The 24,924-nt window shown below is 50.7% G+C and carries 24 protein-coding genes and 1 pseudogene; 13 read left to right on the top strand and 12 right to left on the bottom strand.

The annotated features are described in order from the left end of the window. Positions 1 to 3 precede the first annotated feature (3 nt). From flgG to flgB, 6 genes are read right to left on the bottom strand one after another with little or no spacing between them, the layout of a single operon-like run. Entirely contained in the window at positions 4 to 786 is a 783-nt protein-coding gene (flgG, locus tag HA49_RS02245; protein WP_038020053.1) for a flagellar basal-body rod protein FlgG, read from the bottom strand. Positions 787 to 801: 15 nt separating this feature from the next. Beyond that, a complete protein-coding gene (locus HA49_RS02240; RefSeq protein ID WP_038020050.1) occupies positions 802 to 1,560 on the bottom strand; it encodes a flagellar basal body rod protein FlgF in 759 nt (252 codons plus the stop codon). 15 nt (positions 1,561 to 1,575) lie between these two features. Beyond that, on the bottom strand, positions 1,576 to 2,778 hold the full coding sequence (flgE, locus tag HA49_RS02235; RefSeq protein WP_038020047.1) for a flagellar hook protein FlgE: 1,203 nt from the start codon (positions 2,776 to 2,778) through the stop codon (positions 1,576 to 1,578). A gap of 17 nt (positions 2,779 to 2,795) precedes the next feature. Beyond that, entirely contained in the window at positions 2,796 to 3,503 is a 708-nt protein-coding gene (locus HA49_RS02230) for a flagellar hook assembly protein FlgD (RefSeq protein ID WP_038020045.1), read from the bottom strand. Between the two features lie 10 nt (positions 3,504 to 3,513). Continuing rightward, a complete protein-coding gene (gene flgC / locus HA49_RS02225; RefSeq protein WP_038020042.1) occupies positions 3,514 to 3,918 on the bottom strand; it encodes a flagellar basal body rod protein FlgC in 405 nt (134 codons plus the stop codon). 8 nt (positions 3,919 to 3,926) lie between these two features. Further along, positions 3,927 to 4,337 (bottom strand): flagellar basal body rod protein FlgB, encoded by a 411-nt coding sequence (gene flgB / locus HA49_RS02220; protein ID WP_038020039.1) that lies wholly within the window; start codon positions 4,335 to 4,337, stop codon positions 3,927 to 3,929. A gap of 157 nt (positions 4,338 to 4,494) precedes the next feature. Here flgB and flgA point away from each other — a divergent pair, with 157 nt between their 5' ends. From flgA to HA49_RS02205, 3 genes are all read left to right on the top strand, one after another. Then, entirely contained in the window at positions 4,495 to 5,148 is a 654-nt protein-coding gene (flgA, locus tag HA49_RS02215) for a flagellar basal body P-ring formation chaperone FlgA (protein ID WP_038020036.1), read from the top strand. A gap of 96 nt (positions 5,149 to 5,244) precedes the next feature. Next, the gene (gene flgM / locus HA49_RS02210) at positions 5,245 to 5,544 is read left to right on the top strand and encodes a flagellar biosynthesis anti-sigma factor FlgM (protein ID WP_084706345.1); all 300 of its coding nucleotides are present in this window, start codon (positions 5,245 to 5,247) and stop codon (positions 5,542 to 5,544) included. Beyond that, on the top strand, positions 5,534 to 5,953 hold the full coding sequence (locus HA49_RS02205) for a flagella synthesis protein FlgN (protein ID WP_038020030.1): 420 nt from the start codon (positions 5,534 to 5,536) through the stop codon (positions 5,951 to 5,953). The genes flgM and HA49_RS02205 overlap by 11 nt, the downstream gene beginning before the upstream one ends. Positions 5,954 to 6,199: 246 nt before the next feature. Here the strand turns inward: HA49_RS02205 and murJ are convergent, their stop codons facing one another. Together murJ and rimJ are read right to left on the bottom strand one after the other, a co-directional pair. After that, positions 6,200 to 7,738, bottom strand: coding sequence for a murein biosynthesis integral membrane protein MurJ (murJ, locus tag HA49_RS02200; RefSeq protein WP_038020028.1), 1,539 nt, complete (start codon positions 7,736 to 7,738; stop codon positions 6,200 to 6,202). 144 nt (positions 7,739 to 7,882) lie between these two features. Further along, the gene (rimJ, locus tag HA49_RS02195) at positions 7,883 to 8,473 is read right to left on the bottom strand and encodes a ribosomal protein S5-alanine N-acetyltransferase (RefSeq protein WP_038020025.1); all 591 of its coding nucleotides are present in this window, start codon (positions 8,471 to 8,473) and stop codon (positions 7,883 to 7,885) included. 252 nt (positions 8,474 to 8,725) lie between these two features. Between rimJ and HA49_RS02190 the strand changes: the two genes are divergently transcribed. From HA49_RS02190 to acpA, 6 genes are all read left to right on the top strand, one after another. After that, entirely contained in the window at positions 8,726 to 9,289 is a 564-nt protein-coding gene (locus tag HA49_RS02190; RefSeq protein ID WP_038020023.1) for a lipoprotein, read from the top strand. A 132-nt stretch (positions 9,290 to 9,421) separates the two neighbouring features. Continuing rightward, positions 9,422 to 10,468: a dihydroorotase gene (gene pyrC / locus HA49_RS02185; protein WP_038020021.1), complete on the top strand. Its 1,047-nt coding sequence runs from the start codon at positions 9,422 to 9,424 to the stop codon at positions 10,466 to 10,468. A 245-nt stretch (positions 10,469 to 10,713) separates the two neighbouring features. Then, a complete protein-coding gene (locus tag HA49_RS02180; protein WP_038020019.1) occupies positions 10,714 to 10,971 on the top strand; it encodes a hypothetical protein in 258 nt (85 codons plus the stop codon). 178 nt (positions 10,972 to 11,149) lie between these two features. Continuing rightward, on the top strand, positions 11,150 to 11,404 hold the full coding sequence (gene bssS / locus HA49_RS02175) for a biofilm formation regulator BssS (protein ID WP_038020017.1): 255 nt from the start codon (positions 11,150 to 11,152) through the stop codon (positions 11,402 to 11,404). 100 nt (positions 11,405 to 11,504) lie between these two features. After that, positions 11,505 to 12,623: an N-methyl-L-tryptophan oxidase gene (gene solA, locus HA49_RS02170; protein ID WP_038020014.1), complete on the top strand. Its 1,119-nt coding sequence runs from the start codon at positions 11,505 to 11,507 to the stop codon at positions 12,621 to 12,623. Positions 12,624 to 12,865: 242 nt separating this feature from the next. Continuing rightward, entirely contained in the window at positions 12,866 to 14,590 is a 1,725-nt protein-coding gene (gene acpA, locus HA49_RS02165) for an acid phosphatase (RefSeq protein WP_038020011.1), read from the top strand. 47 nt (positions 14,591 to 14,637) lie between these two features. Here the strand turns inward: acpA and trhO are convergent, their stop codons facing one another. Further along, positions 14,638 to 15,690 (bottom strand): oxygen-dependent tRNA uridine(34) hydroxylase TrhO, encoded by a 1,053-nt coding sequence (gene trhO / locus HA49_RS02160; RefSeq protein WP_038020009.1) that lies wholly within the window; start codon positions 15,688 to 15,690, stop codon positions 14,638 to 14,640. Between the two features lie 246 nt (positions 15,691 to 15,936). Between trhO and HA49_RS02155 the strand changes: the two genes are divergently transcribed. Then, a complete protein-coding gene (locus HA49_RS02155) occupies positions 15,937 to 16,860 on the top strand; it encodes a Kdo(2)-lipid IV(A) acyltransferase (RefSeq protein WP_038020006.1) in 924 nt (307 codons plus the stop codon). Positions 16,861 to 16,978: 118 nt separating this feature from the next. Next, the gene (locus HA49_RS02150; RefSeq protein ID WP_038020005.1) at positions 16,979 to 17,374 is read left to right on the top strand and encodes a MysB family protein; all 396 of its coding nucleotides are present in this window, start codon (positions 16,979 to 16,981) and stop codon (positions 17,372 to 17,374) included. 18 nt (positions 17,375 to 17,392) lie between these two features. Here the strand turns inward: HA49_RS02150 and HA49_RS02145 are convergent, their stop codons facing one another. The 3 genes and pseudogenes from HA49_RS02145 to HA49_RS02135 all read right to left on the bottom strand — a co-directional run bounded on the left by HA49_RS02145 (position 17,393) and on the right by HA49_RS02135 (position 21,861). Beyond that, positions 17,393 to 17,620 carry a YceK/YidQ family lipoprotein gene (locus tag HA49_RS02145; protein WP_038020003.1) on the bottom strand — a complete coding sequence of 76 codons (228 nt, stop codon included), beginning with the start codon at positions 17,618 to 17,620 and terminating at the stop codon, positions 17,393 to 17,395. A gap of 161 nt (positions 17,621 to 17,781) precedes the next feature. After that, positions 17,782 to 20,333: pseudogene (gene mdoH, locus HA49_RS02140) on the bottom strand (glucans biosynthesis glucosyltransferase MdoH). Further along, positions 20,326 to 21,861 carry a glucan biosynthesis protein G gene (locus HA49_RS02135; protein WP_211259039.1) on the bottom strand — a complete coding sequence of 512 codons (1,536 nt, stop codon included), beginning with the start codon at positions 21,859 to 21,861 and terminating at the stop codon, positions 20,326 to 20,328. The pseudogene mdoH and the gene HA49_RS02135 overlap by 8 nt, the downstream one beginning before the upstream one ends. 258 nt (positions 21,862 to 22,119) lie before the next feature. On the opposite strand from HA49_RS02135, the gene mdoC reads away from it, so the two are divergent. Next, complete coding sequence (mdoC, locus tag HA49_RS02130) at positions 22,120 to 23,244, top strand: glucans biosynthesis protein MdoC (protein WP_038019995.1); 1,125 nt, start codon at positions 22,120 to 22,122, stop codon at positions 23,242 to 23,244. 143 nt (positions 23,245 to 23,387) lie between these two features. Next, complete coding sequence (locus tag HA49_RS02125) at positions 23,388 to 24,896, top strand: SulP family inorganic anion transporter (RefSeq protein WP_038019993.1); 1,509 nt, start codon at positions 23,388 to 23,390, stop codon at positions 24,894 to 24,896. Positions 24,897 to 24,924: the final 28 nt, after the last annotated feature.

Genomic DNA, 24,924 nt, shown 5'->3' with positions numbered 1-24,924 from the left:
TAATCAGAGTTGTGTCAGACGTTGTAGCATCTGATCCGAGGTACTGATTGCTTTGCTGTTAATTTCATAGGCTCGCTGAGTCTGAATCATCGATACCAGCTCTTCGGCAACATTAACGTTCGAGGTTTCAACATAGCCCTGATACAACAACCCGGCACCGTTCTGCCCGGGGGTGCTTTCTGTCGGAGCGCCTGATGCCTGAGTTTCCTGATAGAGGTTCTCCCCTTTGCTGTCGAGACCGGCATCATTCACAAAAGTATTCAGAGTGAGCTGACCTACCTGGGCGGCACGGGTTTGACCGGGCTGCGTGACACTTACAACACCGTCACGGGAAACGGTAATACTCAACGCATTTGCAGGAATAGTAATCCCGGGCTGTACCTGAAACCCTGCGTTGTTCACCAACTGTCCATTCTGATCCACCTGGAATGAACCATCACGGGTGTACGCCGAACTGCCATCCGGCAACAGTACCTGAAAATACCCCTGCCCATTGATGGCAATATCCTTGGCATTATCCGTTTTAGACAGGTTGCCCTGCGAATGCAGCCGTTCGGTGGTCACCGGGCGAACCCCCGTACCAATCTGTAACCCTGAGGGCAACGTATCCTGTTCTGAAGACTGCGTTCCTGGCTGGCGCAGCGTCTGGTAGATCAAATCTTCAAATACTGCCCGTGAACGCTTAAAACCATTAGTACTGACGTTAGCCAGGTTGTTGGAAATGACATCCATATTGGTCTGTTGTGCATCCAGACCGGTTTTTGCTATCCATAAAGAACGTATCATTGTCAGTCGGTTCCCTTAGCTGTTTAATGACAATAACTGGTTGGCCTTCTGTTCGTTCTGGTCAACGCTGCCTATCACTTTCATCTGCATTTCAAAGCGCCGGGCCTGATTGATCATTGCCACCATGGTTTCGGCCGGATTAACGTTACTGCCCTCCAGCACGCCGGGCATCACCCGCAAATTCAAATCTGCCGGTAATACGGCGCCTGACTGCCGAATCACCTGTGGGGTTGGCCGAAAAAAACCATCGTCAGAGCGTTGCAGAGTAGTGGGGCCGGCATGAACCAGTTTCAGTCTTGCCACCTGTACGGTGGCATTAGGCTGATCTCCCGGGTTCAGTGCGGTAATTGAACCGTCGGCAGCGATGGTCAGCTGTGCATTCTGAGGTAGCGCAATCGGCCCGTCCTCGCCAACCACCGGATGGCCGGCAATGGTCAGCATTCCCTGCGAATCCAGCTGCATATTACCGTTACGGGTGTAGGCTTCACTGCCATCGGCCATCCGGATAGCCAGCCAACCCTCAGGCTCGGCCGCGACATCCAACGGACGTTCGGTGTAATCCAGTTTACCGGCCGACATATCGGCACCGGGCGTGGATGCTGCGACTAAGGTCCGTGTAGCTAGCGTTGGCCCGTTGACGGGAACAGCCCGCATCGCGCTGAGCTGAGCTCTGAAGCCGGGTGTCGAAATATTTGCCAGGTTCGCGGTGGTAATGGCCTGCATTTCCAGAGTCTGGCTGGCCCCTCCCATGGCGGTATAAATCGCATGATCCATTGCAAAGCCCTTCGCTTAACGCAGGTTAACCAGCGTGTTAAGGATCTGATCCTGGGTTTTGATTGTCTGCGCATTCGACTGATAATTACGTTGTGCGACAATCATATTCACCAGCTCTTTACTCATATCCACATTTGAAGCTTCAAGGGCTCCGGCGGTCAGTGAACCAAAGTTGCCGGTATCGGCAACACCGAGCGCCGGCTGACCCGAGGCACTGGTTTCTGCCCAGACATTATCCCCCTGTGACTGAAGCCCTTCCGGGTTGGCAAAAGATGACAACACAATCTGCCCCAGTAGCTGAGTTTTCTGGTTGGAGTATGTGCCTGTAATAGTACCGTCATCATTGATGCGATAACCCGTCAGATCGCCTGGTGCAAATCCATCCTGTTCAGGGCTGCCAAAAGTACTCGCTCCGGTGTTCTGCTGCATACTGTTCAACAGGCTCAGGGTAATAGACTGATTAGCGGCGGCGCCATTACTGCCCTGAATCACCAACGTTTGTTGCGGTGAGCTGGTCAGTACCCCATTTTCATCAAAAGTCATCCCGAAAGAGGCACTGGCCTGACCGGTGGTTGAATCTATCGGGTTACAGGTCCATTGATTATCCGCATTCTTTACAAAATAAAGGTCAAGCTGATGCTGATTGCCCTGTGAGTCAAACACCGTAACGGTACTTTTCGCATTGAAGCTATCCACATTAGTAGGATCAAAAGGGGTCACATCGGGAACCGAATCGGTCGAATTCAGCTTTGCCACTAATGAGGCTTTGGTGGTTGCATTGGCCTGCATCTGGGTATCCGGAATTTTCAACGGGCCCGGATTAGCCCCGGTTTGAATCACCGCCGGAATCCCACTGGCCGGATAACCGGTCACATTCAGTCCTCCGGTATTCACCAGATTACGGTTGGCATCCAGCGAGAACTGACCATTTCGTGAATAGTAAACATTACCGCTGGTATCGGTCAGGCGGAAAAAGCCGTTACCACTCAGTGCCACATCCAGGGCTCGTCCCGTCGAGGTTGTCGCCCCGTCGCCGAAGTCCTGAATCACTTTCGACACTTTGGTCCCCAGCCCTATCTGCGAGGCGGCAAACATATCGGCAAAGGCTGCGGTACTGGCTTTAAAACCAGACGTTGCTGAGTTAGCAATATTGTTACCTATGACATCCAGATTCGCTGAAGCGGCATTAAGCCCACTGACAGCCTGTGAAAAAGACATAATAGCTCCTAAGTAAGTTAAAGAATCTGACGTATCTGATCGAGAGTCGCGTTGCCAAAAGCCCCGAGATTTAGCACACCGGGATTACCGTTCACTCCCGGAGTCACACCATATACCTGGGCATAGCTCAGGCTGGTCACATCCACCGGGGTATCATCGGCACTGGCACTAATAGTTACCGTGTATTTCCCTTCCGGAGCCGGGCTACCGTCTTCACCGGTCCCATCCCACTGGAAGGTATGTACCCCGGCATCCATACTGCCGAGATCCAGTTTCGCGACAACATTGCCGTCGCTGTCGGTAATGGTGGCTACCGCACTACTGATGCTGACCGGAGTCTCGACACCAAACGGGGTTGTGGTCATTGCGCCGTCATCTGAAGAGCTGTCTTTGCCTGACAGCAGTGTGTTGCCCGGCACCATCACCCCATGGCCAATCAGTAAGGTATTTTCCATAGACTGGCCCGCGGAAATTTGTCCTGATACCGAATTCAGGGTGGTATTAAGCTGCTCAATGCCACTCAGCGTATTGATTTGTGCCAGCTGTGAGGTCAGAGCACTATTATCCATTGGATTGGTGGGATCCTGATTTTTCAGCTGAGCCACCAGCAACGTCATAAACTGATTCTGCAGGTCTGCGGCGCTGTTGCCATTACTGTTGCTGGCTGTGCTGTCGCGTATTACCGGCTGGTTGCTGGCTCTTTCCACCGTCGCACTAATACTCATGTTGTCTCCTTTACTGACCCAGGGTCAGCGTTTTCATCATCAGGCTTTTGGCGGTATTCATCACTTCCACATTGGCCTGGTAACTGCGCGAAGCTGAAATGGTGTTAACGGTTTCAGCGACCACATCCACGTTTGGCATCCGTATGTACCCTTGGCCATCTGCCTGAGGGTCGCCCGGGGCGTAAACTCGTTTGAACGGGACAGGATCATCCACTATCCCGGCCACATGTACCCCACCAGCACCATTCGCGGCAGAAGCATTACTCCTGAAAATCACCTGTTTAGCCCGGTATGGCTGGCCATCCGGTCCGGTCCGGCTGTCAGCATTAGCCAGATTACTGGCGCTGACATTCAGTCGTTGTGACTCTGCTGTCAGTGCTGACCCGGAGATATCAAAAATAGAAAAGAGGCTCATGGCATCAGTTATCCTTGCATTACGCTTATCATCTGTTTGATTTGTGAAGATAAAATGGTCAGGTCAGCCTGATACTTCATACTGTTATCCGCAAACTGTACCCGCTCTCTGTCCATATCGACGGTATTCCCGTCCGCGGCTGGCTGATCGGGTACGCGATAGAGTAAATCAGGAGAGAGAAACGTTTGACTTTGCGCGGCAATATGCCGCCCGGAAGTCAGGTTCAGAGACAGTCCCCGGGCTTGGGGTTGGCCCTCACGGATAGCCCGGGTCAGTTGCTCAGAAAAATCAATGTCCCTGGCCTGATATCCGGGAGTGTCTGCATTGGCAATGTTAGATGCGAGTATCTTCTGGCGCTGATCACGCAGATTTAATGCCTGACTGGCAAAGTTCAGGCTGGCATCCAGTTTGTCGGACATAAGTTGCTCCGGTTAGCAAATAAGTCTGGTCACAATACGGGATCGGAACATCAGGAAATCGGCAGAATAGCCAAAAAAAACAGCGCTAGTTTATCGTTTGAGAATTGCAGTTAATGTCTAAAATTAACCTAAATTACAGTCAATTAGAGTTACCCCGATGAGAAAACACCTGAGTTTACTGTTATTATTCCCTGCCTTTTTCGGCCAGGCCAACGATCTTTCACAGCAGCTAAAGGTGTTTTTTGCCAGCAGGGATCCAGGCTATGCAGCCCATATGCAGGTGGTGGTTCGCACACCGTCGAAACAATGGCCAGACTGCACACAACCAGTGTTTAGCTTGCCCGGGAACAGCCAGCGCTGGGGAAGAATGACGGTCAGCGCAAGTTGCGGACAACGACGAAATTTTCTACAGATAGAACTCCAGGTCACCGGTCAATATTATGTTTCATCACAAGCCATCAGCAGAGGCAGCCTGGTCAGCCGGAATATGTTGTCAGTACAGAGTGGCAGGCTGGACAAGCTGCCGGCACGAGCCTTGCTGGTTCCGGAAACACTGCTACCCGCTATCGCATTGCAGTCTGTTCCGCCTGGAAAAGTGATTATTTCCAGCTTGTTTCGCAAACCCTGGCGAGTGAAAAGTGGTGATAACGTGCAGGTCGAACTCAACGGCGAAGGATTCAGGGCGAGCAGTTCCGGTACTGCACTAAACAATGCCGCAGCAGGCGGGGAAGTCAAAGTTCGTACCGAAAACGGGCAGATCGTTAATGCAGTAGTCGATGCCCAAGGAAAGTTGAGCGTAAACATCAATTAAAGCAAAACCTAAGCCTAATGTTTTGATCTCCGTTGCCGATAACCCGTGTATCCCGCCTGAATATCCAGGTAGTGAACCCTCTGTAGTGGAGCGAAAATGATGAGCATTGATAAAACCTTGTCTGCCGCAGTGATAAAGGCGGCAGCAAAACCACGGGGCCCTGTTATCCTGAACCGAAATAGCTCCCCGACTCCTGAAACCCGGTCTCCGGCTCCAAGGATTAACCTTCAGCAGACACAGCAGATGCTGCATAATGACAACAGCCAGGATATCCGGCAGTCCCGGGTGGACGAAATTCGCAAGGCTCTGGCAGAGGGTAGTTATCAGACAAACAGCCGTGCCGTTGCACAGGGAATTGCCGGCAGCCTGATAAGGATGGAAAGTGATGCAGACTAATGTCCGCGGGAAGCTGAAGATCATTATACAGAATATGCAGCAGGTCCTTTCCTCACTACAACTGATGATACAGAGGGAACAGCAGGAACTGAGCAGTGCCCGGCCTGACAGCTACCGCTTACAAAGTCTGACCGAAGATAAACAGGCCGCATTAAATACCCTGGGTTATCTTGATACCCGTCTGACCGAGACCGGACAGCCTGTCGGGTTGACCGCGCCATTTGCCCGTTCCGAAGAGTTGCACTCAATGTGGCTGGATCTGTGTCATCAACTGTCAGTTTTACAGCAAGCCAATCAGCATACCGGTATGCTTTTACAGCAGCAGTTTCAGTGGACACAACAGGCACTGGCTGTATTAACACCACTTAAAAACCAGCATTTCTACGGCCCGGATGGTCAGACGAAATAACGGATAAAAAAAGTGTCGTCATCCCTTCCCGGAACAGGGCGCTCCCCCTGTCCGGTGCTTTTTTGCCTGAATTTCCTGACCATTGTATTCTCCGACAAGGTGAATAACGGCATCCGAATAAGCCCCGGAACTCCGGGCGAAGCACAGCCAGATCTCCTGCGTAAAGTGAAGATCAGATCGCACGGAAGGGTAAAGGAAGGGAAATGAACCGGCAGCCACAGAGCTGTCACTGCCGGTAAAGCCTAATCAGGTCTGGCTACGACGGGCAAAATCTTTCACTCTGAAACCCAGCAGTCCCAGACTGCCAAAATAAACCGCCCCGCCAATCGCACAAACACCGGCCAGCCGCAGGATACGCCACACCATTTCGCCTTCACCCCATGACGGCATGTAATGCAGGATAACGCATAACACGGCGGCCATAATCAGAACCGAAATAATCAGACGAATAAGAAAACGAGCCCAACCAGGCTGCGGCTGGAAAAAGTTTTTCTTACGTAACTGCCAGAATAACAACGCCGCGTTCAGACAGGCTGCCAGACCAATCGACAGGGATAAACCGGCATGTTTCAGTGGCCCGATAAATGCCAAATTCATAATTTGTGTCGAAATCAGGGTCACTATGGCAATCTTGACCGGGGTTTTAATGTCCTGACGGGAGTAGAACCCCGGCGCCAACACCTTCACCACGATCAGCCCAACCAGGCCTACCGCATAAGCCACCAGTGCCCGTTGGGTCATCAGCGCATCGAACGCAGTGAATTTACCGTACTGGAACAATGCTGACGTCAACGGTCCGGCAAGAATACCAATGGCGACCGAACTTGGGATCGCGAGTAACAGGCATAACCGCAGTCCCCAGTCCATCAGGTGAGAATATTCAGTAAAATTTCCACTGGAAAAACTGCGCGATAATGAGGGTAACAGTATTGTACCCAAAGCCACACCCAGCACCCCCGACGGAAACTCCATCAGGCGGTCTGCGTAGTACATCCATGAAACAGAACCAGAGACCAGAAATGAAGCAAAAATAGTGTTGATAATTAATGAAATCTGGCTGACGGAAACCCCCAGGATAGCCGGCCCCATCTGACGTAAGACCCGCCAGACACCAGCATCACGCAGGTTAATTCGTGGTAAAACCAGCATACCTATCTTACGTAAATGCGGCAGCTGGTAGCCTAACTGTAGTACCCCACCGGCGACCACTGCCCATGCCAGAGCCATGACATGCGGGTGAAACCAGGGCGCGGCCACCAGTGCAAAGAAAATCATACTTACATTCAATAAGGTTGGTGCAAAAGCCGGAACAGAGAAACGGTTCCAGGTATTCAGAATAGCGCCAATTAATGAAGCAATAGAGATAAGCAGAATATAGGGAAAGGTGACCCGCAACAGTGCCGTGGTCAGTGCAAATTTATCTGCGGTATCTGCAAACCCGGGCGCGGTAACGTAGATAACCCAAGGGGCCGCCAGCATTCCCAGCAATGTTACCACCGCCAGTACCAGTGTCAGTAATCCGGAAACATACGACACAAAAATACGGGTCGCTTCTTCACCCTGTTTATTCTTGTATTCAGCCAGAATCGGCACGAATGCCTGAGAAAATGCCCCTTCGGCGAAGATACGGCGTAACAGATTGGGTAATTTGAACGCCACAAAAAAGGCATCAGTTGCCATCCCGGCCCCAAAAACCCGGGCAACTATCGCATCGCGCGCAAAACCCAGCACACGCGAAAACAGCGTCATAGAACTGACCGCAGCCAGTGATTTAAGCAAATTCATAAGTGTTCAGACATCCTGCAATTACGACATGTATGTCCCGAACGGTAGTCAGGTTCCCGTTCAGTGGTTCGCTCATCCAGCGAGCCGGCGTTAGTCTACTGAGGCTGATAAAAATCACCAGCGATGTTTGTTACAAGGCATGAGTTAGCAGTATTTATCTGCGCTGCCTTCCGCCCAGGTCAGTGCGGTGAGGACATGATCCTCCCAGACGCCATTAATCAATAAATACTGACGTGCATAACCTTCTTTCTCGAATCCCAGCCTGGCCAGCAGATTACCGCTTCGTTGATTGCGTGGCATGTAATTAGCCATGATGCGGTGGATTTTGTGCTGACGCTGCATGTAACGAATCGCTGCCTGCAATGCTTCCTGCATCAGTCCCTGTCCCTGCCATTTTTCTCCCAGTGAATAGCCGAGATAACAGGCATAGAAACAGCCGCGCACCACATTACTGAAATTCGCCACGCCCATCACTTCCTGACCGGTGGGGTCCAGTAAAATAAAATAGTAGGCCGCCCCCTGCCGTTGCTGCTCAGTCATAATGGACAACCGTGGCTGCCAGCCGGAAGGCTGAAAATAGCTTTGGTCACGGATAGGCTCCCATGGCGTGAGGTAATCACGGTTAGCTGCATAATAATCTGCCATTCGCCACGCATCACGGTCATTCACCAAACGCACCACCATCCGGTCAGTGGTCAGACTCACCCGCGAAGATACTGTACGATATCCAAACATAAATACTCCCTGACTGATGAGCAGATAATAGGCGGCACTGTCCTTTCTGACCGGCCGGCAGGTTATGTTAATACCAACAGTAAATTTATCCCATTAAAAACGCACTGTTTTGCGACGATTCTGCACCGCCATTCCCCGCGGCTGATAATAGCAGTAACATCCTCTGCCGGGTCTTACGGATGACACCCCCGGAGAACTCAGGCAAAATGATCATCAGACAAGCCAGGATATTATCTGTAAGTTGAGGAATAAATGCGTAAATTTGTTTTCTGTCTGTCGGTGTTTTTTACAGTATTGCTGCTCAGTGGCTGTAACCACCTGACAGAATATTCAATCAGTGAACAGCAGGTAAACAAAGCACTGCAAAAACATGATAATTATCAGAAAGACATTGGTGTTAACGGACTGGCAAACGCCCATATTGTCCTGAGTAATCTGCAGGCAGCTATTGGACGCGAAGAGCCAAATAAAGTGATGCTGTCTGGTAGTGCAGATATCCGTTTGCAGTCACTGTTTGGTGATAAGCACGCGGTGGTGAACCTGAAAATGAAAGCTCAGCCAGTCTTTGACCCACAGCAGTCAGCTATCTATCTCCGGGACCTGCAAATCACCGATATCCAGGTCACCCCGGAGAAACTGCATGATGTGGTAAGCGCCCTGACGCCGTTGCTGAATCAGTCACTGAAGCATTATTTCGAAGAGAACCCGGCTTACGTCCTGAGTGCGGATCACAGCACCGGCGAAGCCCTGGCGAAAAAGCTGGCGAAAGGACTGGAAGTCAGACCAGGAGAACTGGTGATCTCTTTGACACCGTAAACCGAACAAGTCCCCATCCCCCTGTGGCATAAAATCAGTATAAATAATCAGTGCATTCCTGCCACAGGGGCTTTATTCTTAGTCCCCGGTAAAAACCCGCAAACGTTTACTTTCCACGCCGGAGCCTGATGCATGACTGCCCTTCCTGAAAAGATCACTTTACGCCGCCCCGATGACTGGCATATCCATTTACGTGATGATGAAATGCTAAACACCGTTCTGCCCTATACCAGCGAGGTATTTGGCCGGGCGATAGTCATGCCTAACCTTGTCCCTCCGGTGACCAGTGTGGCAGCGGCCAACGCTTACCGCGAACGTATTCTGGCAGCATTGCCAGCAGAGCACCGTTTTCAGCCACTGATGACCTGCTATCTGACAGACTCTCTCGACCCGGACGAAATCGAAAAGGGTTTCCGCGATAACGTGTTCACGGCGGCTAAACTGTATCCGGCGCATGCCACCACCAACTCCAGCCACGGCGTCACCAGTATTCAGCACATCGCTGCGGTGCTGGATCGTATGCAGTCACTGGGTATGCCATTACTGATTCATGGAGAAGTGACGGACTCTCATGTCGATATCTTTGACAGAGAAGCCAGATTTATCGAACAGGTACTGATTCCCCTGCGTAACCAGTTTCCTGAGTTACGGGTAGTGATGGAACATATCACCACTAAAGATGCGGCGGAGTACGTCACTGCCGGTGATCAGAACCTGGCCGCCACCATCACGCCGCAGCATCTGATGTTTAACCGCAACCATATGCTGAGTGGCGGAATCCGCCCGCATCTGTATTGCCTGCCCATTCTGAAACGGAATATCCATCAGGAAGCATTACGTACGGTGGTTGCCAGTGGTCACCCTCGTTTCTTCCTTGGCACCGATACAGCACCACATTTGCGCCACCGTAAAGAAGCCAGCTGTGGTTGTGCGGGAGTGTTTAACGCACCGACAGCCCTGCCGGCCTATGCCACAGTGTTCGAAGAACTGGGCGCACTGCAGCATCTGGAAGGCTTCTGTTCTCTGAATGGTCCGCAGTTTTACAGATTACCGGTTAACACCGATACCGTCACTCTGTTGCGTAAGCCCTGGACGGTTCCTGAATCAGTGGCCGCCGGTGATGATGTGTTGATCCCTTTCCTGGCAGGAGAAACCCTGAACTGGTCAGTGGTCGCCTGAGATTGATACCAGACTTGATCTGATTCGCTTTTTACTGTATTTATATACAGTATAAACTTATATCGCCGGGACTGATTTAGTCCGGCGATGTATTGACTGTCACGTCACGATTAAGCGTTGATACGCCTGCCGGGTGTCGCCATCCGGTTTTTTTATTCTCCTCCCCTGACCGATCTGCTACTGGACGCAGGGTGTGATGTTGCCTATTCTTTTTCCCAGTATGTTTTTTAAGGGAAGAATAAGTCATGAATCAGAGTAAGCCAGAAGAGGCCATGACATTTGGCGAATTACTGACCCTAATCCATCAACAACAGCAGCGGTTGCAGGTGCTGGAAGGAAGCCTCTCACAACTGATGACCCTGCTCAGCCCCACACTTCAACAACAGATGATTCATTATCTGACTGACCAGGCTGAGGCTTTGGAAAACCCACCTGAGCTCCGGCAACAATATACGGAGCTGGCATCAGATATTCAGAGTCGGACTTTGCCAGACAGCCATTAATTGCTGAGGCTGCCCGGTCATTTACGCGACTATTTACCCAACTGGATTCACAAAATTTTATCGTTAATCTGCCATTTTACGGGATACATGTTATAATTATATTGCCTTGCAATACTTTATATAAGGCCGGATTTAAACCTCAATCTACACGTCGTTTAACGAGTAATCAGGGGGTTTTATGGATAGAGAGAACGATGTTATTCAGACTCATTCACTGGTCGGCTGGGATATCAGTACCGTCGACGTCTACGATGCAATGATGATTCGCCTTCATTCGCTGTCTTCCCTCCAACAGAAAGAAGAAGAAGCGGATATCGGACCGACATACTGGTTAACTACCGACGTTGCACGACAGTTTATATCGATCCTTGAAGCCGGAATTGCCAAGATAGAATCCGCAGAAAACCGGCCCGGACAGCTTTCCCGACATTAATCTCTCATCTGCAGGCACCCACCAAGGGTGCCTTTATTGTTGTTATCACCCCCCGCTCTGTTATCCTGTTTCTGTGCATTTTCACAGGGGATAACGGGTAATGATTTACGATTTAATAGTTGCCGGCAGCGGATCTGCCGGAGCGGCAGCAGGTTATTACGCCAGCCGGGCTGGGCTGAAGGTATTAATGATCGATGCTCACCACCCTCCTCATAGCGAAGGATCACACCACGGTAAAAACCGGCTGATTCGTTATGCCTATGGCGAAGGCGAAAAATATCTGCCACTGCTGTTGCGATGTCAGGCATTGTGGCAGGAATTCGAACAGCACGCCGGGGCGAAAATCCTTCATCCCTGTGGAGTGCTGAATGCCGGCCCACAGGGATCTCAGTTTATGAAAAATATTCTGCTTAGCGCTGAACGCTGGTCCCTGAATACTGAGACCCTGACAGCTGCTGAAACAAGGCAGCGTTGGCCGGAAATTATGCTGCCAGATCATTTTCAGGCAGTGTTTGAAAAAGATGCCGGATATCTGGACGCCGAACCCGCGGTCGAAAATTGGGTGCGTCTGGCACGTGAACAGGGTTGTGCTCAGCTGTTTAATTGTCCGGTCAGTGCTGTCAGCCGGCAGGATGGTCTGCAAAAAGTTCAGACCGCTGACGGAGAATACTTCGCCAAAAAACTGCTGGTAAGTTGTGGCACCCGGGTACAGACCTTATTGCCTGACCTGCCGGTATCTCCAAAACGTAAAGTCTTTGCCTGGTTTCAGGCCGATGGACGCTACAGTGAAAATAACCATTTTCCCGGATTTAGCATTGAGCTGGATGACGGCAGCCAGTATTACGGCTTTCCTGCGCAGGATAATGCCCTGAAGGTAGGACGCCATGACGGTGGGCAGCCGCTGTTACTGGAAAAACCTCGTCCGGCATTCGGCAGCGAGTCCCGGGATGGCAGTGAGTGTTTTAGCTTTCTCAGGCAGTGCCTGCCCGGGGTCGGCGGTTGTCTGTATGGTGAGTCATGCAGTTACGATATGTCTCCGGATGAAGACTTTATCATCGATACATTGCCGGAAAATCCTGATTGTCTGGTCATTACCGGACTTAGCGGACACGGCTTTAAATTTGCGCCACTGTTCGGGGAAATCGCCAGTCAGTTTGCTGCCGGTAAGCCGCTGCCGGACAACCTGGTGCCCTTCTCCCTCCGCCGGTTCAACGGCTGATATTTATCCTGCCGCACACTCAAAGGGTCGTGCGGCAGAGCAGGTTTGCTCACCGTCCTGTCACCTGAGTGTCACTATCAAAAAAATTTCATATTCACCGGGGTATCAGGGGAAATACTGACTTAGGGTGGAAGTATCACCGTTCCCTGCCTTTGCGGCCCTACACTGTCATAATTCCTTAATCAGGTTCTTATAGGATTCAGCCTGCTTTCACCCTGATGAATCTATTAAGGTTATCTGCAATGAAAAAACCAGAAAATGAGCAGCAAAAAGACAACGGAAGTCAGCCCGAAGCACAGACATCAAATCCGGATAATCCGGCCCGACGCCGTTTCCTTGCCGGAGCTTCAGTCATCGGCCTCAGCTCCGGGATTCTGCCCCTGGCAGGTGCCAAAGCTGCCCCTGCTCATCAGCAAATTGCGTTGAGCAAACTCCCTGCAAAACAACAGGATCAGTTACTGCGAAAGCATATTCGCAATATTGTGGTGATTTATGCAGAGAACCGTAGTTTTAATAATTTATTTGCCAATTTTCCCGGGGTGAGTCAGCCGCTGGCTGAACTTCGTCCTGAGCACTATCAGCAACGTGACCGCGATGGCTCAGAACTCAGTCATTTCCCGCCGGTCTGGAAAGGGCTGGTCCCGGATGAGCAGACCGTAAACCATACGGTTTACCATGTCGCTGAAGATGCCGCCTATTTGCAGCAATTACCTAATGAACCCTTTCCGCTCAAAGGACCCGATGGTGAAGCTCTGCCGCAAGGGGTGGTCACCCGGGATTTATGGCATGTGTTTTATCAGAATCAGATGCAGATCAATGGCGGGAAAAATGACAAATTTGTCGCCTGGGCCGATTCAGGTGCTCTGACCATGGGCTATTACGGGGACAGCGCCTATAACATGCGGTTATGGAATCTGGCTCAGGAATATACCCTGTGTGATAACTTTTTTCAGGGGGCCTTTGGTGGTTCGTTTCTGAACCACCAGTATCTGGTCTGTGCCCGTCCTCCGTTTTATCCTGACGTGCACCAGTCGCCGGCTAAAGACCAGGTTGCAACGCTGATGAGTGATGACCCGGCCGATCCGCGCCTCAAACCGAAAGAAGATTCTCCGGCCAGTGCCTTACAAGGGATACCTAAATTCGGACCCAGTCAGCTCACGCCGGATGGCTTTGCCGTTAATACCATGCTACCTCCGTACTGGCCATCAGGTAGCCGTGACAAAAATAATCCGGCACTGGCGGATATGACGTCTCCAAAAACTCTGCCGCCTCAGACCCACCAGCATATTGGTGATCTGCTCTCAGAGAAAGGAATTGACTGGGCCTGGTATGCCGGCGGATGGCAGTTTGCGATTGACGGTAAAAAAGATACGACTACCTTCCCCACTCGTCCGGATTTCCAACTGCATCACCAGCCACTCAACTATTTTGCAGATTTAGGACCTGAACATCCGGAACAACGTAATCAACATCTGCGCGATGGGGGACTGGGTGACAGCGCCGAAACCAATAAATTCCTGGCGGATGTGGATGCCGGTAAACTGCCGCCGGTCACATTCTATAAACCTCAGGGTAACCTGAATATGCATGCCGGCTATTCCGATGTTGAGTCCGGCGATCGTCATATCGCGCATATTGTTAACCGCCTGCAGAAAAGTCCGCAGTGGGAAAATACGCTGGTGGTGATTACTTTTGATGAAAATGGTGGCTGGTGGGATCATGTGGCACCACCGAAAGGGGACCGTTGGGGGCCTGGTACACGTATTCCTGCGCTGGTGGTTTCGCCTTATGCCCTGAAAGGACATGTGGAACATACGCAGTACGATACCGGTTCAATCCTGCGTTTGATCACCCGGGTCTTTGATTTGCCGCAATTGCCAGGCCTGAAAACCCGTGATGAAGCCCTGGCAAAAAACGGCTCAAAACCAATGGGGGATTTAACTGAAATTTTACGGTTCCCCGGCTGATTATCGTCACTGCTAAAAAAACGCCTGACATTGTCAGGCGTTTGAATTTATTCCGGTTTCACCGGTTGCGGCAATGTCATTCGCAATACACCCCGCGATTTGTTGAAAATCTTATTACTGGTCTCTCGTCCGGCGCGACGTAATCGTTGTTCTTCGGGTGACAACTGAGATTCTTCCATACACATCGGACTGCAACAGCCATGGTATTTTTCAGCGCATGCCGCACACTGAATAAACAATAAATGGCAGCCATCATTCAGACAGTTAACATGCGTATCACAGGGGGCACCACACTGATGACAATGTGCCAGCACGTCGTCAGAAATTCGTTCGCCCATGCGCTCGTCAAAGACAAAGTTTTTTCCTTTAAACCGAACCGGTAAACCTTGTTCACGAGCCCGACGGGCATATTCAATAATTCCGCCTTCAATATGGTACACATTTTCAAAACCATTGTGCCGCATCCAGGCACTGGTCTTCTCGCAACGGATTCCGCCGGTACAGTACATAACAATTTTCTTGTCTTTCTGCTGTTCCAGCATTTCGACTGCCATAGGCAACTGATCACGGAAGGTGTCGGCCGGTATCTCCATTGCATTATCAAAATGCCCCACTTCATATTCATAGTGGTTACGCATATCGACAAACACTGCGTCGGGATCATCCAGCATCTGGTTAACCTGGTCGGCCTTCAGGTAATGCCCAACATCGGCGGCATTAAAAGTACTGTCCTCAATACCGTCCGCCACAATTCTATCCCGAACTTTGAGCCGCAGTACCCAGAACGATTTACCATCATCTTCCAGTGCAATATTCATCCGCAGGTTATTTAATGCCGGATCAAAATGATACAGCGTCTGCTTCATCGCTTCATAACGGCTGGCCGGCACGCTAACCTGGGCATTAATCCCTTCATGTGCCACGTAAATTCGGCCGAAGACCTGCAAGGCAGTTAATAACTTATACAGGTTGTCACGGAATGCCTGCGGATCGTTAATCTGAAAATATTTGTAGAAAGATACGGTAGTGCGCGGTTCAGTTTCCGCCAACATCCGTTCTTTAAGCTCTTTATTCGAAACAAGGTTATGTAACACTGGCATGGTGTTCTTTCCTGTCATCTATACTGTTATCGGAGGGTCGGTATGATACCTGAATTGTTATCGGCACAAAATGATCCTGCCATTTTCTTTGACAATTCATGCTAAATTCCTGGCCCGGAACTCTTAGCCAGGGCTCAGTGTTCAGGATCGTCCGTTTTCGGAGGGTCAAAAAAATGGCACAATAGAGATAAATTCAGGGGAAATGATTCCCCTGCCAGGATAAAAACATGGATAAAAATACAGATTATGACTCAATTACCTCAATTTAACCGCAGCCTGCTTCATCCAAGATACTGGTTTACCTGGGTTGGAATTGGTTTGTTATACCTGTTGGTATTACTGCCTTATCCGGTTCTGCATTTCATTGGCAGTAACCTGGGACGTTTGTCGATGCGTTTTCTTAAGAACCGGGTCAAAACGGCCAGACGTAACCTGGAACTCTGTTTCCCAACCATGCCGGTGGCCGATCGTGAAGCATTACTGGTACATAATTTTGAATCTGTGGGTATGGGTCTGATGGAAACCGGCATGGCATGGTTTTGGCCGGAATGGCGTATCCGTAAATGGTTTAGGGTTTCGGGACTGGAACATATTGATAATGCGCTGGCCTCTGGCCGGGGTGTTCTGCTGATTGGTATGCATTTTCTAACGCTGGAGCTGGGCGCGCGTATTTTTGGCGTCTTTAATCCGGGGATCGGGGTTTACCGGCCAAATGACAATAAGCTGTTGGACTGGTTGCAGACTTATGGACGGATGCGGTCGAACAAAGACATGATAGACCGCAAAGATATTAAAGGGATGATTCGCTCCCTGAAAGCGAACCAGATTATCTGGTATGCCCCGGATCATGATTATGGCCCACGTGCCAGTGTGTTTGCGCCTTTCTTTGGCGTGAATAAAGCAGCGACAACCCGGGGAACTTATATGCTGCTCCGAACCAGTCACCCGACCGTGATTCCTTTTGTTCCGCGCCGGTTACCAAATGGCCGTGGATACGAAATGGTGATCTTGCCGGATGCCAGTGAGTCTATTCCTCTGACTGATGAAGTAGCGACAGCAACACGGATGAATCAGATTGTTGAAGAGGCTATATTGATGGCACCCGACCAGTATATGTGGCTGCACCGCCGTTTTAAAACCCGTCCGGAAGGCGAACCGTCACTTTACTGATATTGTAAACGTATTCTGTGCCTGACAGAGTACGTTTTTTCCACTCATCCGCCGGTTGTCCGGTGCGTATTTTGATCTATGCTTTAGTTTTCTCTCACCGACAACCCGAGGTCTTGCTATGGATCTTTACTTAACCCTGACTGAAGCTATTGAAGCTGCACGTGAAGCATATCTGGCAAACACACCTGATGAAGATTCTGATCCGGAGATTAGTCAGTTATCGCTGCAAAAATATGTCATGCAGGACGGTGACATCATGTGGCAGGCTGAATTTTCCAGTGAAGAAAATGAAGAACAGAGTGAATGCCTGCCGCTTCTGTACGATGAAGCCGCACAGGCAGTCTGGTCTGGTGACTTTGAGCCTACAGAACTGGAGCAGGAATGGCAGGAAGAGAATACGCTGCACGAATGGGATGAAGGTGAATTTCAGCTGTCTCCCCCGACAGATACCGAAGAAGGCGCCGCAGCGGCAGATGAATGGAGTGATGATGATAGTGAATCTGAACGCTGGTAGCCATGTCCAGAGGACGGCTCAGTCGTAAGCGCCGTGTTTTGCGTCCACCGGCAGTAATAAGGTATCTACTATCAGTGATAATGGCAGATCAAGCAAAGTCACATAACGCCATGCGCCGTCACGCATATCCCACTGGACACCAGGATAATACTGGTGTCCGTGCCCCTGTCCCGGCACTGTGCGACTGATGATACTACCACAACCGGTCAGTAACATCATGCAGGCAACTATCATTATGACTCTCATTATTCAACAACCCTTTACTCCGGACAGGCCGTTAGTCTAGCCCGGTTTTAACAGCCTTTCCGATAAGGAATGGTCTGTTTTATACCAGTATTGTGTTAATTCGCCTTCCTGAAGATAAAAAAAACCCCTGACAGGTCGCCAGGGGCCGTTCTGTCTTAGCGTTACGGATGAGGTAACGCTGCCGGGTTGAGCGTATCTTTCTGATAGCTGCTGAGCCACTGGTGATATTTCTCACCTGACTCCCATAACCGACTATGCACCCGGGCAAGAACCACCGGATCACTGATAATGCCTAACCGTTGATCACGGTTCAGTTTTTCCGGTGCATCGCTGAGTGCCTGATCGACCCTGCGGTCTCTGGCATGATCCAATAACTGGCTTTGCTTATGACGGGAAGTCGCCATTGCGGTGGCCAGCGCATTAAATGCCGGGTTAAACAAGGCATGCATAAAGCCATTGTCCAGTGCTCTGCCACGGTTAAGTTGCAGATAAGCATCGGTATCGACCAGTTCTTTCGGCGGATCATACTCTTCCGGAATCAGGAACAGTTTGGCACGCTGAGTTTTCAGGCCGATCGAAGCCCGGCTCGAAATTACCGAAACAAACGGCGATAAAATCAGCGAGAAGACAATGGGTGCCAGCCACCACAGGAAATTCAGGTCCAGATAACCCATTCCCCATGCCCAGATAATGCCCAGAGCCATCTGCGAACCATGACGGGCAAAAGCTTCTCGCCAGGGGGTAGCATCATCATCGCGTTGTGGTGAGTTCCAGACCGCTTCCCAGCCCAGAAAGGCGCTGACCACGAACACGGTATGAAACAACATTCGTACCGGCGCCAGCAACACTGAAAACAGCATTTCCAGCATCAGAGAGATAAACAATCGCACCGGACCACCATAAGCTTTCGAGCCTTTAAACCAGATAAGAATAATACTTAACAGTTTTGGCAGGAACAGCAACACCAGAGTGGTTGAGAACAAAGCAATCGCCAGTTCAGGCCGCCATTGTGGCCATACCGGGAATAGCTGTCTCGGTTGCAGGAAGTATTGCGGCTCAATCAGTGTGTGGACCACCTGCAAGGCGGTGGACAACGCCAGGAACATAAACCACAACGGCGCAGACAGATATGACATCACCCCGGTCAGGAACACGGCGCGGTGAACCGGATGCATTCCCTTAACCAAAACAACCGGAAATTCATCAGGTTACCATGACACCAGCGACGGTCACGTTTCAGTTCATCCAGCAGATTGGGCGGCAATTCCTCATAGGAACCCGGCAAATCATACGCGATCCACACCCCCCAACCGGCACGACGCATCAGTGCTGCTTCTACAAAGTCGTGTGACAAAATAGAGCCGGCAAATGACCCTTCACCAGGTAAAGGGGCCAGCGCACAGTGCTCGATAAATGGCTTCACACGAATAATGGCGTTATGGCCCCAGTAGTGTGACTCTCCCAGTTGCCAGAAATGCAGGCCTGCGGTAAATAACGGGCCATACACACGGGTGGCAAACTGCTGACAGCGTGCATACAGGGTATCCATACCTGACGCTTTAGGTGCAGACTGGATGATACCGGCATTAGGATTCGCTTCCATCATACGAACCAGTCCTGTCAGACATTCTCCACTCATCACACTATCGGCATCCAGTACTACCATATAGCTGTACGCGCTGCCCCAGCGACGGCAAAAGTCGTCGATGTTGCCGCTTTTACGTTTTACGCGGCGGCGACGGCGACGGTAGAAGATCTTACCTGCCCCGCCGACATCACGGACCAGTTCCATCCAGGCTTTCTGCTCCGCAATCGCAATATCCGCATCATAACTGTCACTCAGTATGTAGACGTCGAAATGCTCACTATTACCGGTACGGACCACCGATTCCCAGGTCGCACGCAACCCGGCAAATACTCGTTCGACGTCTTCATTACAGATAGGCATGATCAGCGCCGTGCGATGCTCCGGATTGAGGGGTTCATCGCCGGTGGTGGAATAAGAAATACTGTACTTATCCCGGCCAATCATCAGCTGTAAAAAGCCCATCAGCGCGGTCCAGAAACCAGCCGAAACCCAGCAGAACAGGATAGCAAACAGAATCAGTATCCCGGTTTGCAGTACATAGGGCAGTAACTGCAGCACCGTCTGTTCCCAGCTCTGGCTCAGCAGATCAGAGGAATCAATCATCCCCCAGCCCTGGTAAGGCAGAATAGTTTTCATGTACCAGGTTGCAATCACCGTCTGAATCATCGTCAGAAGCAGCAGAATGTAGCGACGGACAGTCCCGACATTACGCCATTTCTCTTCGGCAATCCGCTCATCAATGCTGGCCTGATCATGATGGACATGCTTTTTCGCCCGTCCACGCATCGCTCCCCACATCCGGGTAATCGGGTTGGTTTCCCAGGGATCAGGATACATCCCGGCCCGCTTCACCGGAGGAGTCGCTTTCAGGGTCGTTCGGTCCAAATCATCTTTACCGAACTGATGCCCCTCATCGACAGAGTCCGGCCAGGCCATCTGAACCCGGGCGGAGACCGACTTCAGCGGTGCATCATCTTCGCGCTCACTGGCGGCGTTGTCATGACCAAGTTGCTGCTGAAAATCCGCGAAACTGCCCTGGGCGGATGATCGCAGGTGTGCCTGCTCCGTCGCTGACAGCGGCAGAGCTTCGGCATATTTTTCGGGAGTAAAAGTTGATTTATTCATTGGCTGGTAACTGATAGCTCCAGGTTTCCGTCAACGTTTTATCGCCACTCACTAACGCAGCGCGCATTTCGGTAGTCTTTTTCGGGTCTTTCACTTTAACCCGCAGGACCAGACGCCAGCCTTTAGTGACCGGGTTATAACGGACATTTTGTTCAACCACATCGCCGTTATCTCCGATACTCACCTGAGGTGATACCTGAGTATCTTCCGGGAGTTTGCTCATCGCAGTGCCTTTAAAATCAATCACAAATGCGATAGAACCATCCGGCTGGCGAACCAGATTCGACTGCTTAACATCCCCTGCTGAACGCAACGTATCCTGTACCCAGGCAACATCCGGTGAATGAAGCTCAGATTCGTTGCGGGTAAAGTGCAAACGGTAGTTAAAATCGGTCTCTTTACCAGGTTGCGGCATTTTCTCCGGCGACCAAAAAGCCACGATATTATCGTTGGTTTCATCGTTCGTCGGAATCTCAACCAGCTCTACGTGGCCTTTCCCCCAGTCACCCTGAGGTTCAACCCAGCCACTTGGGCGCAGATCATAACGGTCATCCAGATCCTGATAATGACTAAAGTCACGGTTTCTCTGCAACAGACCAAAACCTTTCGGATTTTCCAGCGTATAAATGCTGACGGCCAGACGTTTCGGATTATTCAGAGGACGCCAGATCCACTCGCCGTTACCGTTATGGATGGATAAACCATCAGAATCATGCAGTTCGTTACGGTAATTAATGTTCGGAGAAGGCTGATTCGCCCCAAACAGGAACATACTGGTCAGCGGAGCAATACCCAGTTTGCCTACATTATCCCGCAGGAAGATTTTGGACTGAACATCCACGGTAGTCTCTTTGCCCGGGTGCAACACAAACCGGTATGCCCCGGTGGCCCGTGGGGAGTCCAGCAATGCATAGATAACCAACTGCTTGTCCTGAGGTTTTGGACGCTCAATCCAGAACTCTTTGAATCTCGGGAACTCTTCACCCGAAGGCAAGGCGGTATCTATAGCCAGGCCACGCGCCGACAGACCATAAACCTGGCCGGCCCCGATGACACGGAAATAGCTGGCTCCCAGGAAACTGGTGATTTCATCCAGTTTATTTTTGTTGTTCAACGGGTAAAGCACTTTAAATCCGGCAAAACCCAGATTTTTGACCGCATCGGCATCATGAGGAACGTTAGCAAAATCAAAATAATCCGGGCTGTATTTGATTTCCCGCACCGAAGACGCGGTCACTTCATTCAGTTTTACCGGCAGGTCAAAGTACATCCCCTGATGATAGAATTCGAGTTTAAAAGGCGTGCGCAATTTTCCCCAGTACGCTTTGTCACGGCGGAATTGAATCTTCTGATAATCAGCAAATTTCATATCGCGGAACTGGGAAGGCAGATTACTTTTAGGTGCGTCGTAGCTTTTATCCGCCAGAGATTTCGCTTGTTTAGCAACGTCATTGAGATCAAATGCCCAACTGCTATTGGCATACATGGCAAACAGGACTGCAGCACCAACCCAGTGCATTTTCATCAACCCTGATTTTTTATGTTCTTTAGTAAGCACATCTCCCCCTTGCGTGCGTGTGCCTGAATCAATCGCGCTCATAGTAATGGATTATTTGAGATTCTGACAGCGGTGGCGACAGATTGTCCTCAATGATCTCCATGAACGCTTTTTTTTAAGAATATTGAACGAAACCCGGCCCCCCGGGCACTTGTCTGATACAATTATAGTATGATTTTTCCGGTGCTTACTGCCGGAAAGTTCTAATTTATCTGACGAGTGAGTTTTATGGTTAATGCGAAACCCCCGCGGGAGTATTTTCTGGATTCTATCAGGGCCGCGCTGATGTTACTTGGTGTCCCTTTTCATGTGTCGCTGATCTACTCAAGCCAGAAGTGGACCGTCAATAGCCCGGTGGATTCACTGTGGCTGACCTTGTTTAACGAATTTATTCACTCTTTTCGGATGCAGGTATTTTTTGTTATCTCCGGATATTTTTCCTACATGCTGTATTTACGCTATCAGCCGTTACGCTGGCTGAAAGTCAGGATGGAGCGCGTCGGCATCCCATTTCTGGCCGCTATCCCGCTTATCACTCTTCCGCAATTCTTTATGCTAAAGCATCTGTCCGACAAATTTACTGACTGGCCACAACTCACTCCCTACCAACATTATAATACGTTGGTGTGGGAGCTGATTTCGCATCTGTGGTTTTTACTGGTCCTTTTGTTGCTGACGGCCTCAGGTTTGCTGCTGTTCTCTGTCGTCAAAAAATACCAGCAACGTCTGAGCACACTGACAATGACCTGGCCGCGGATTTTTCTGGCGCTGGCGGTCTGTATGTGTGGCTGGGCGGTCTTACGCCGGTTGTTGCTGTGGCAGCTCCCTGGCCTGTTGGGCGACGGCCTGTTTAATATTGCAGTGATGCAGTCACTGTTCTTTCTGCCATTCTTTTTGCTCGGTGCCATTGCCTGGACTAACCCGGAGGCCAAGGCACTGTTTGTTCGACCACATCCCCCCATCTGGGTCGCCGCGGTACTGGTATTTATCGCCTATCACCTGAATCAGCAATACAGCTCCGGTGATGGCTGGCTCTATGAACTGGATGCGCTGATCTCTATGGCCATGGGTCTGTGTATGCTAAATATATGTTTCAGCCTCGGTCACCGTTTTCTCAACAATTCCTCTGCGACCGTGATGTATCTGGTCAATGCTTCCTTGTTTATTTATCTGGTGCACCATCCGTTGACACTGATGTATGGTTTGTTCTTAATGCCCTACATCCATAATGATACTCTGGGATTCTTTGTCGGTTTATTCTGCGTATTTGGGGTCTCATTCCTGCTGTATGAAATTCATTTACGTATTCCGTTATTGCGTTTCCTGTTCTCAGGCAAGCCCACAAAATCATAATCTCCCGGCCTCCCAACACGGGAGGCCCGCCACAGCCCTGTTTCAACTGGCTGAAAACAGGGTTGATCATATATAATCCAAGGATTACCCCTTCAGGTAGTAACCACCCCTTTACCCGTGACCGATAATGAGTTTCCAATCCTATGAATCAGGAAAATAGCCCGGCGTCTGCCTCTGTAACATCCCACCATTCACCCGGAGTCACCTCAGTATTGCGATCTCCGGCATTAATGACCCGCGAATGTCTTGCCGGGGTAATCACTGCCCTGGCTCTCATTCCTGAAGTGATTTCATTTTCGGTGGTTTCCGGCGTTGCGCCACAGGTTAGCCTGATAGCTTCGGTAGTGATTTGCCTGACCCTCAGTATTCTGGGGGGGCGTCCTGCGATGGTCAGTGCTGCCGCAGGTTCGGTTGCGTTAGTCATAGGCCCGATGGTTCATCAACACGGAATCCACTATATTCTGCCAACAGTGGTGTTGGCGGGCATTCTGCAGATTATCTTCGGCCTGTCAGGGATGACCCGCATGATGCGTTATATCCCACGATCGGTAATGACCGGTTTTGTGAATGCTTTGGGAATACTGATTTTTTTCGCCCAGGTCCCCCATGTCTGGGGACAATCCCCTGTCGTCTGGGTGTTTTTTGCCATCACCCTGGCGGTGGTGTTGCTGTTACCCCGGGTGTTCACTGCTGTTCCTGCCCCGCTGATAGCCATTGTTTTGGTCACCGCCATCACCTGGGGAATGGGTTACTCCGTACCTAACGTCGGTGATGAAGGCTCCATGAGTGGCGGCTTACCTGGTCTGACCCAGCTGTTGGTTCCCCTGAATATCACCACTCTACAGATTATCTGGCCAACCGCCGTGAGTGTGGCACTGGTCGGGATGATAGAAACCTTGCTTACGGCCAAGGTAGTGGATGATCTGACCGATACACCCTCTTCAAAACTGCGTGAAGCGACCGGACTGGGTATTGCTAACATCTTTGCCGGATTTTATGGTGGAATCGCCGGATGTGCCATGATTGGTCAGACCATCGTCAACGTCGGTCTTGGGAAAGCAAGAAGTCGTGTTTCGACCCTTGTCGCGGGTTTAGTCTTGTTGTTACTGGTGAGTGTGTTGAGCCGGGTACTGGCGCATATTCCGATGGTTGTGCTGGCCGCGATTATGATGGTCGTGGCAGTGAAGACACTAAACTGGCACAGCATCAGCCCGCAAACATTGAAACGGTTTCCGTTATCAGAAACAGTCATCATGCTGGCTACAGTCGGCATCACTGTGGCGACCGGCAATCTGGCGTTAGGCGTCGTCAGCGGAGTCCTGCTGGCTATACTGTGGTTTGCCCGTCGACTCAGCCATGTCATTTATGCTGACCGGCAACTGTCTGAAGATGGCCGTTCGGTCTGTTATCGGGTACACGGGCCGCTATTTTTTGCCAGCAGTAATGATCTGTATGAACATTTCAGTTATGCCGATGATCCTTCCGAGGTTACCATCGATCTTTCTTCCGCCGTTATCTGGGATGCTTCCACCGTGGCGGCTCTGGATGCCATTGAACAACGCTATCAGCGTTATCATGCCAGGGTCACGATTATCGGTCTTAACGGGCGCAGCAAAGAACTCCACCAGCGCCTGAGCGGTAATCTTGACTGAATTCTCTCTGCACAATCGGCGGCAATCA

The organism is Tatumella morbirosei (genome assembly GCF_000757425.2).
GTDB lineage: Bacteria > Pseudomonadota > Gammaproteobacteria > Enterobacterales > Enterobacteriaceae > Tatumella > Tatumella morbirosei.
Note: the sequence above shows the minus strand (reverse complement) of the source record. Positions and strands in the feature narration are given on the sequence as shown.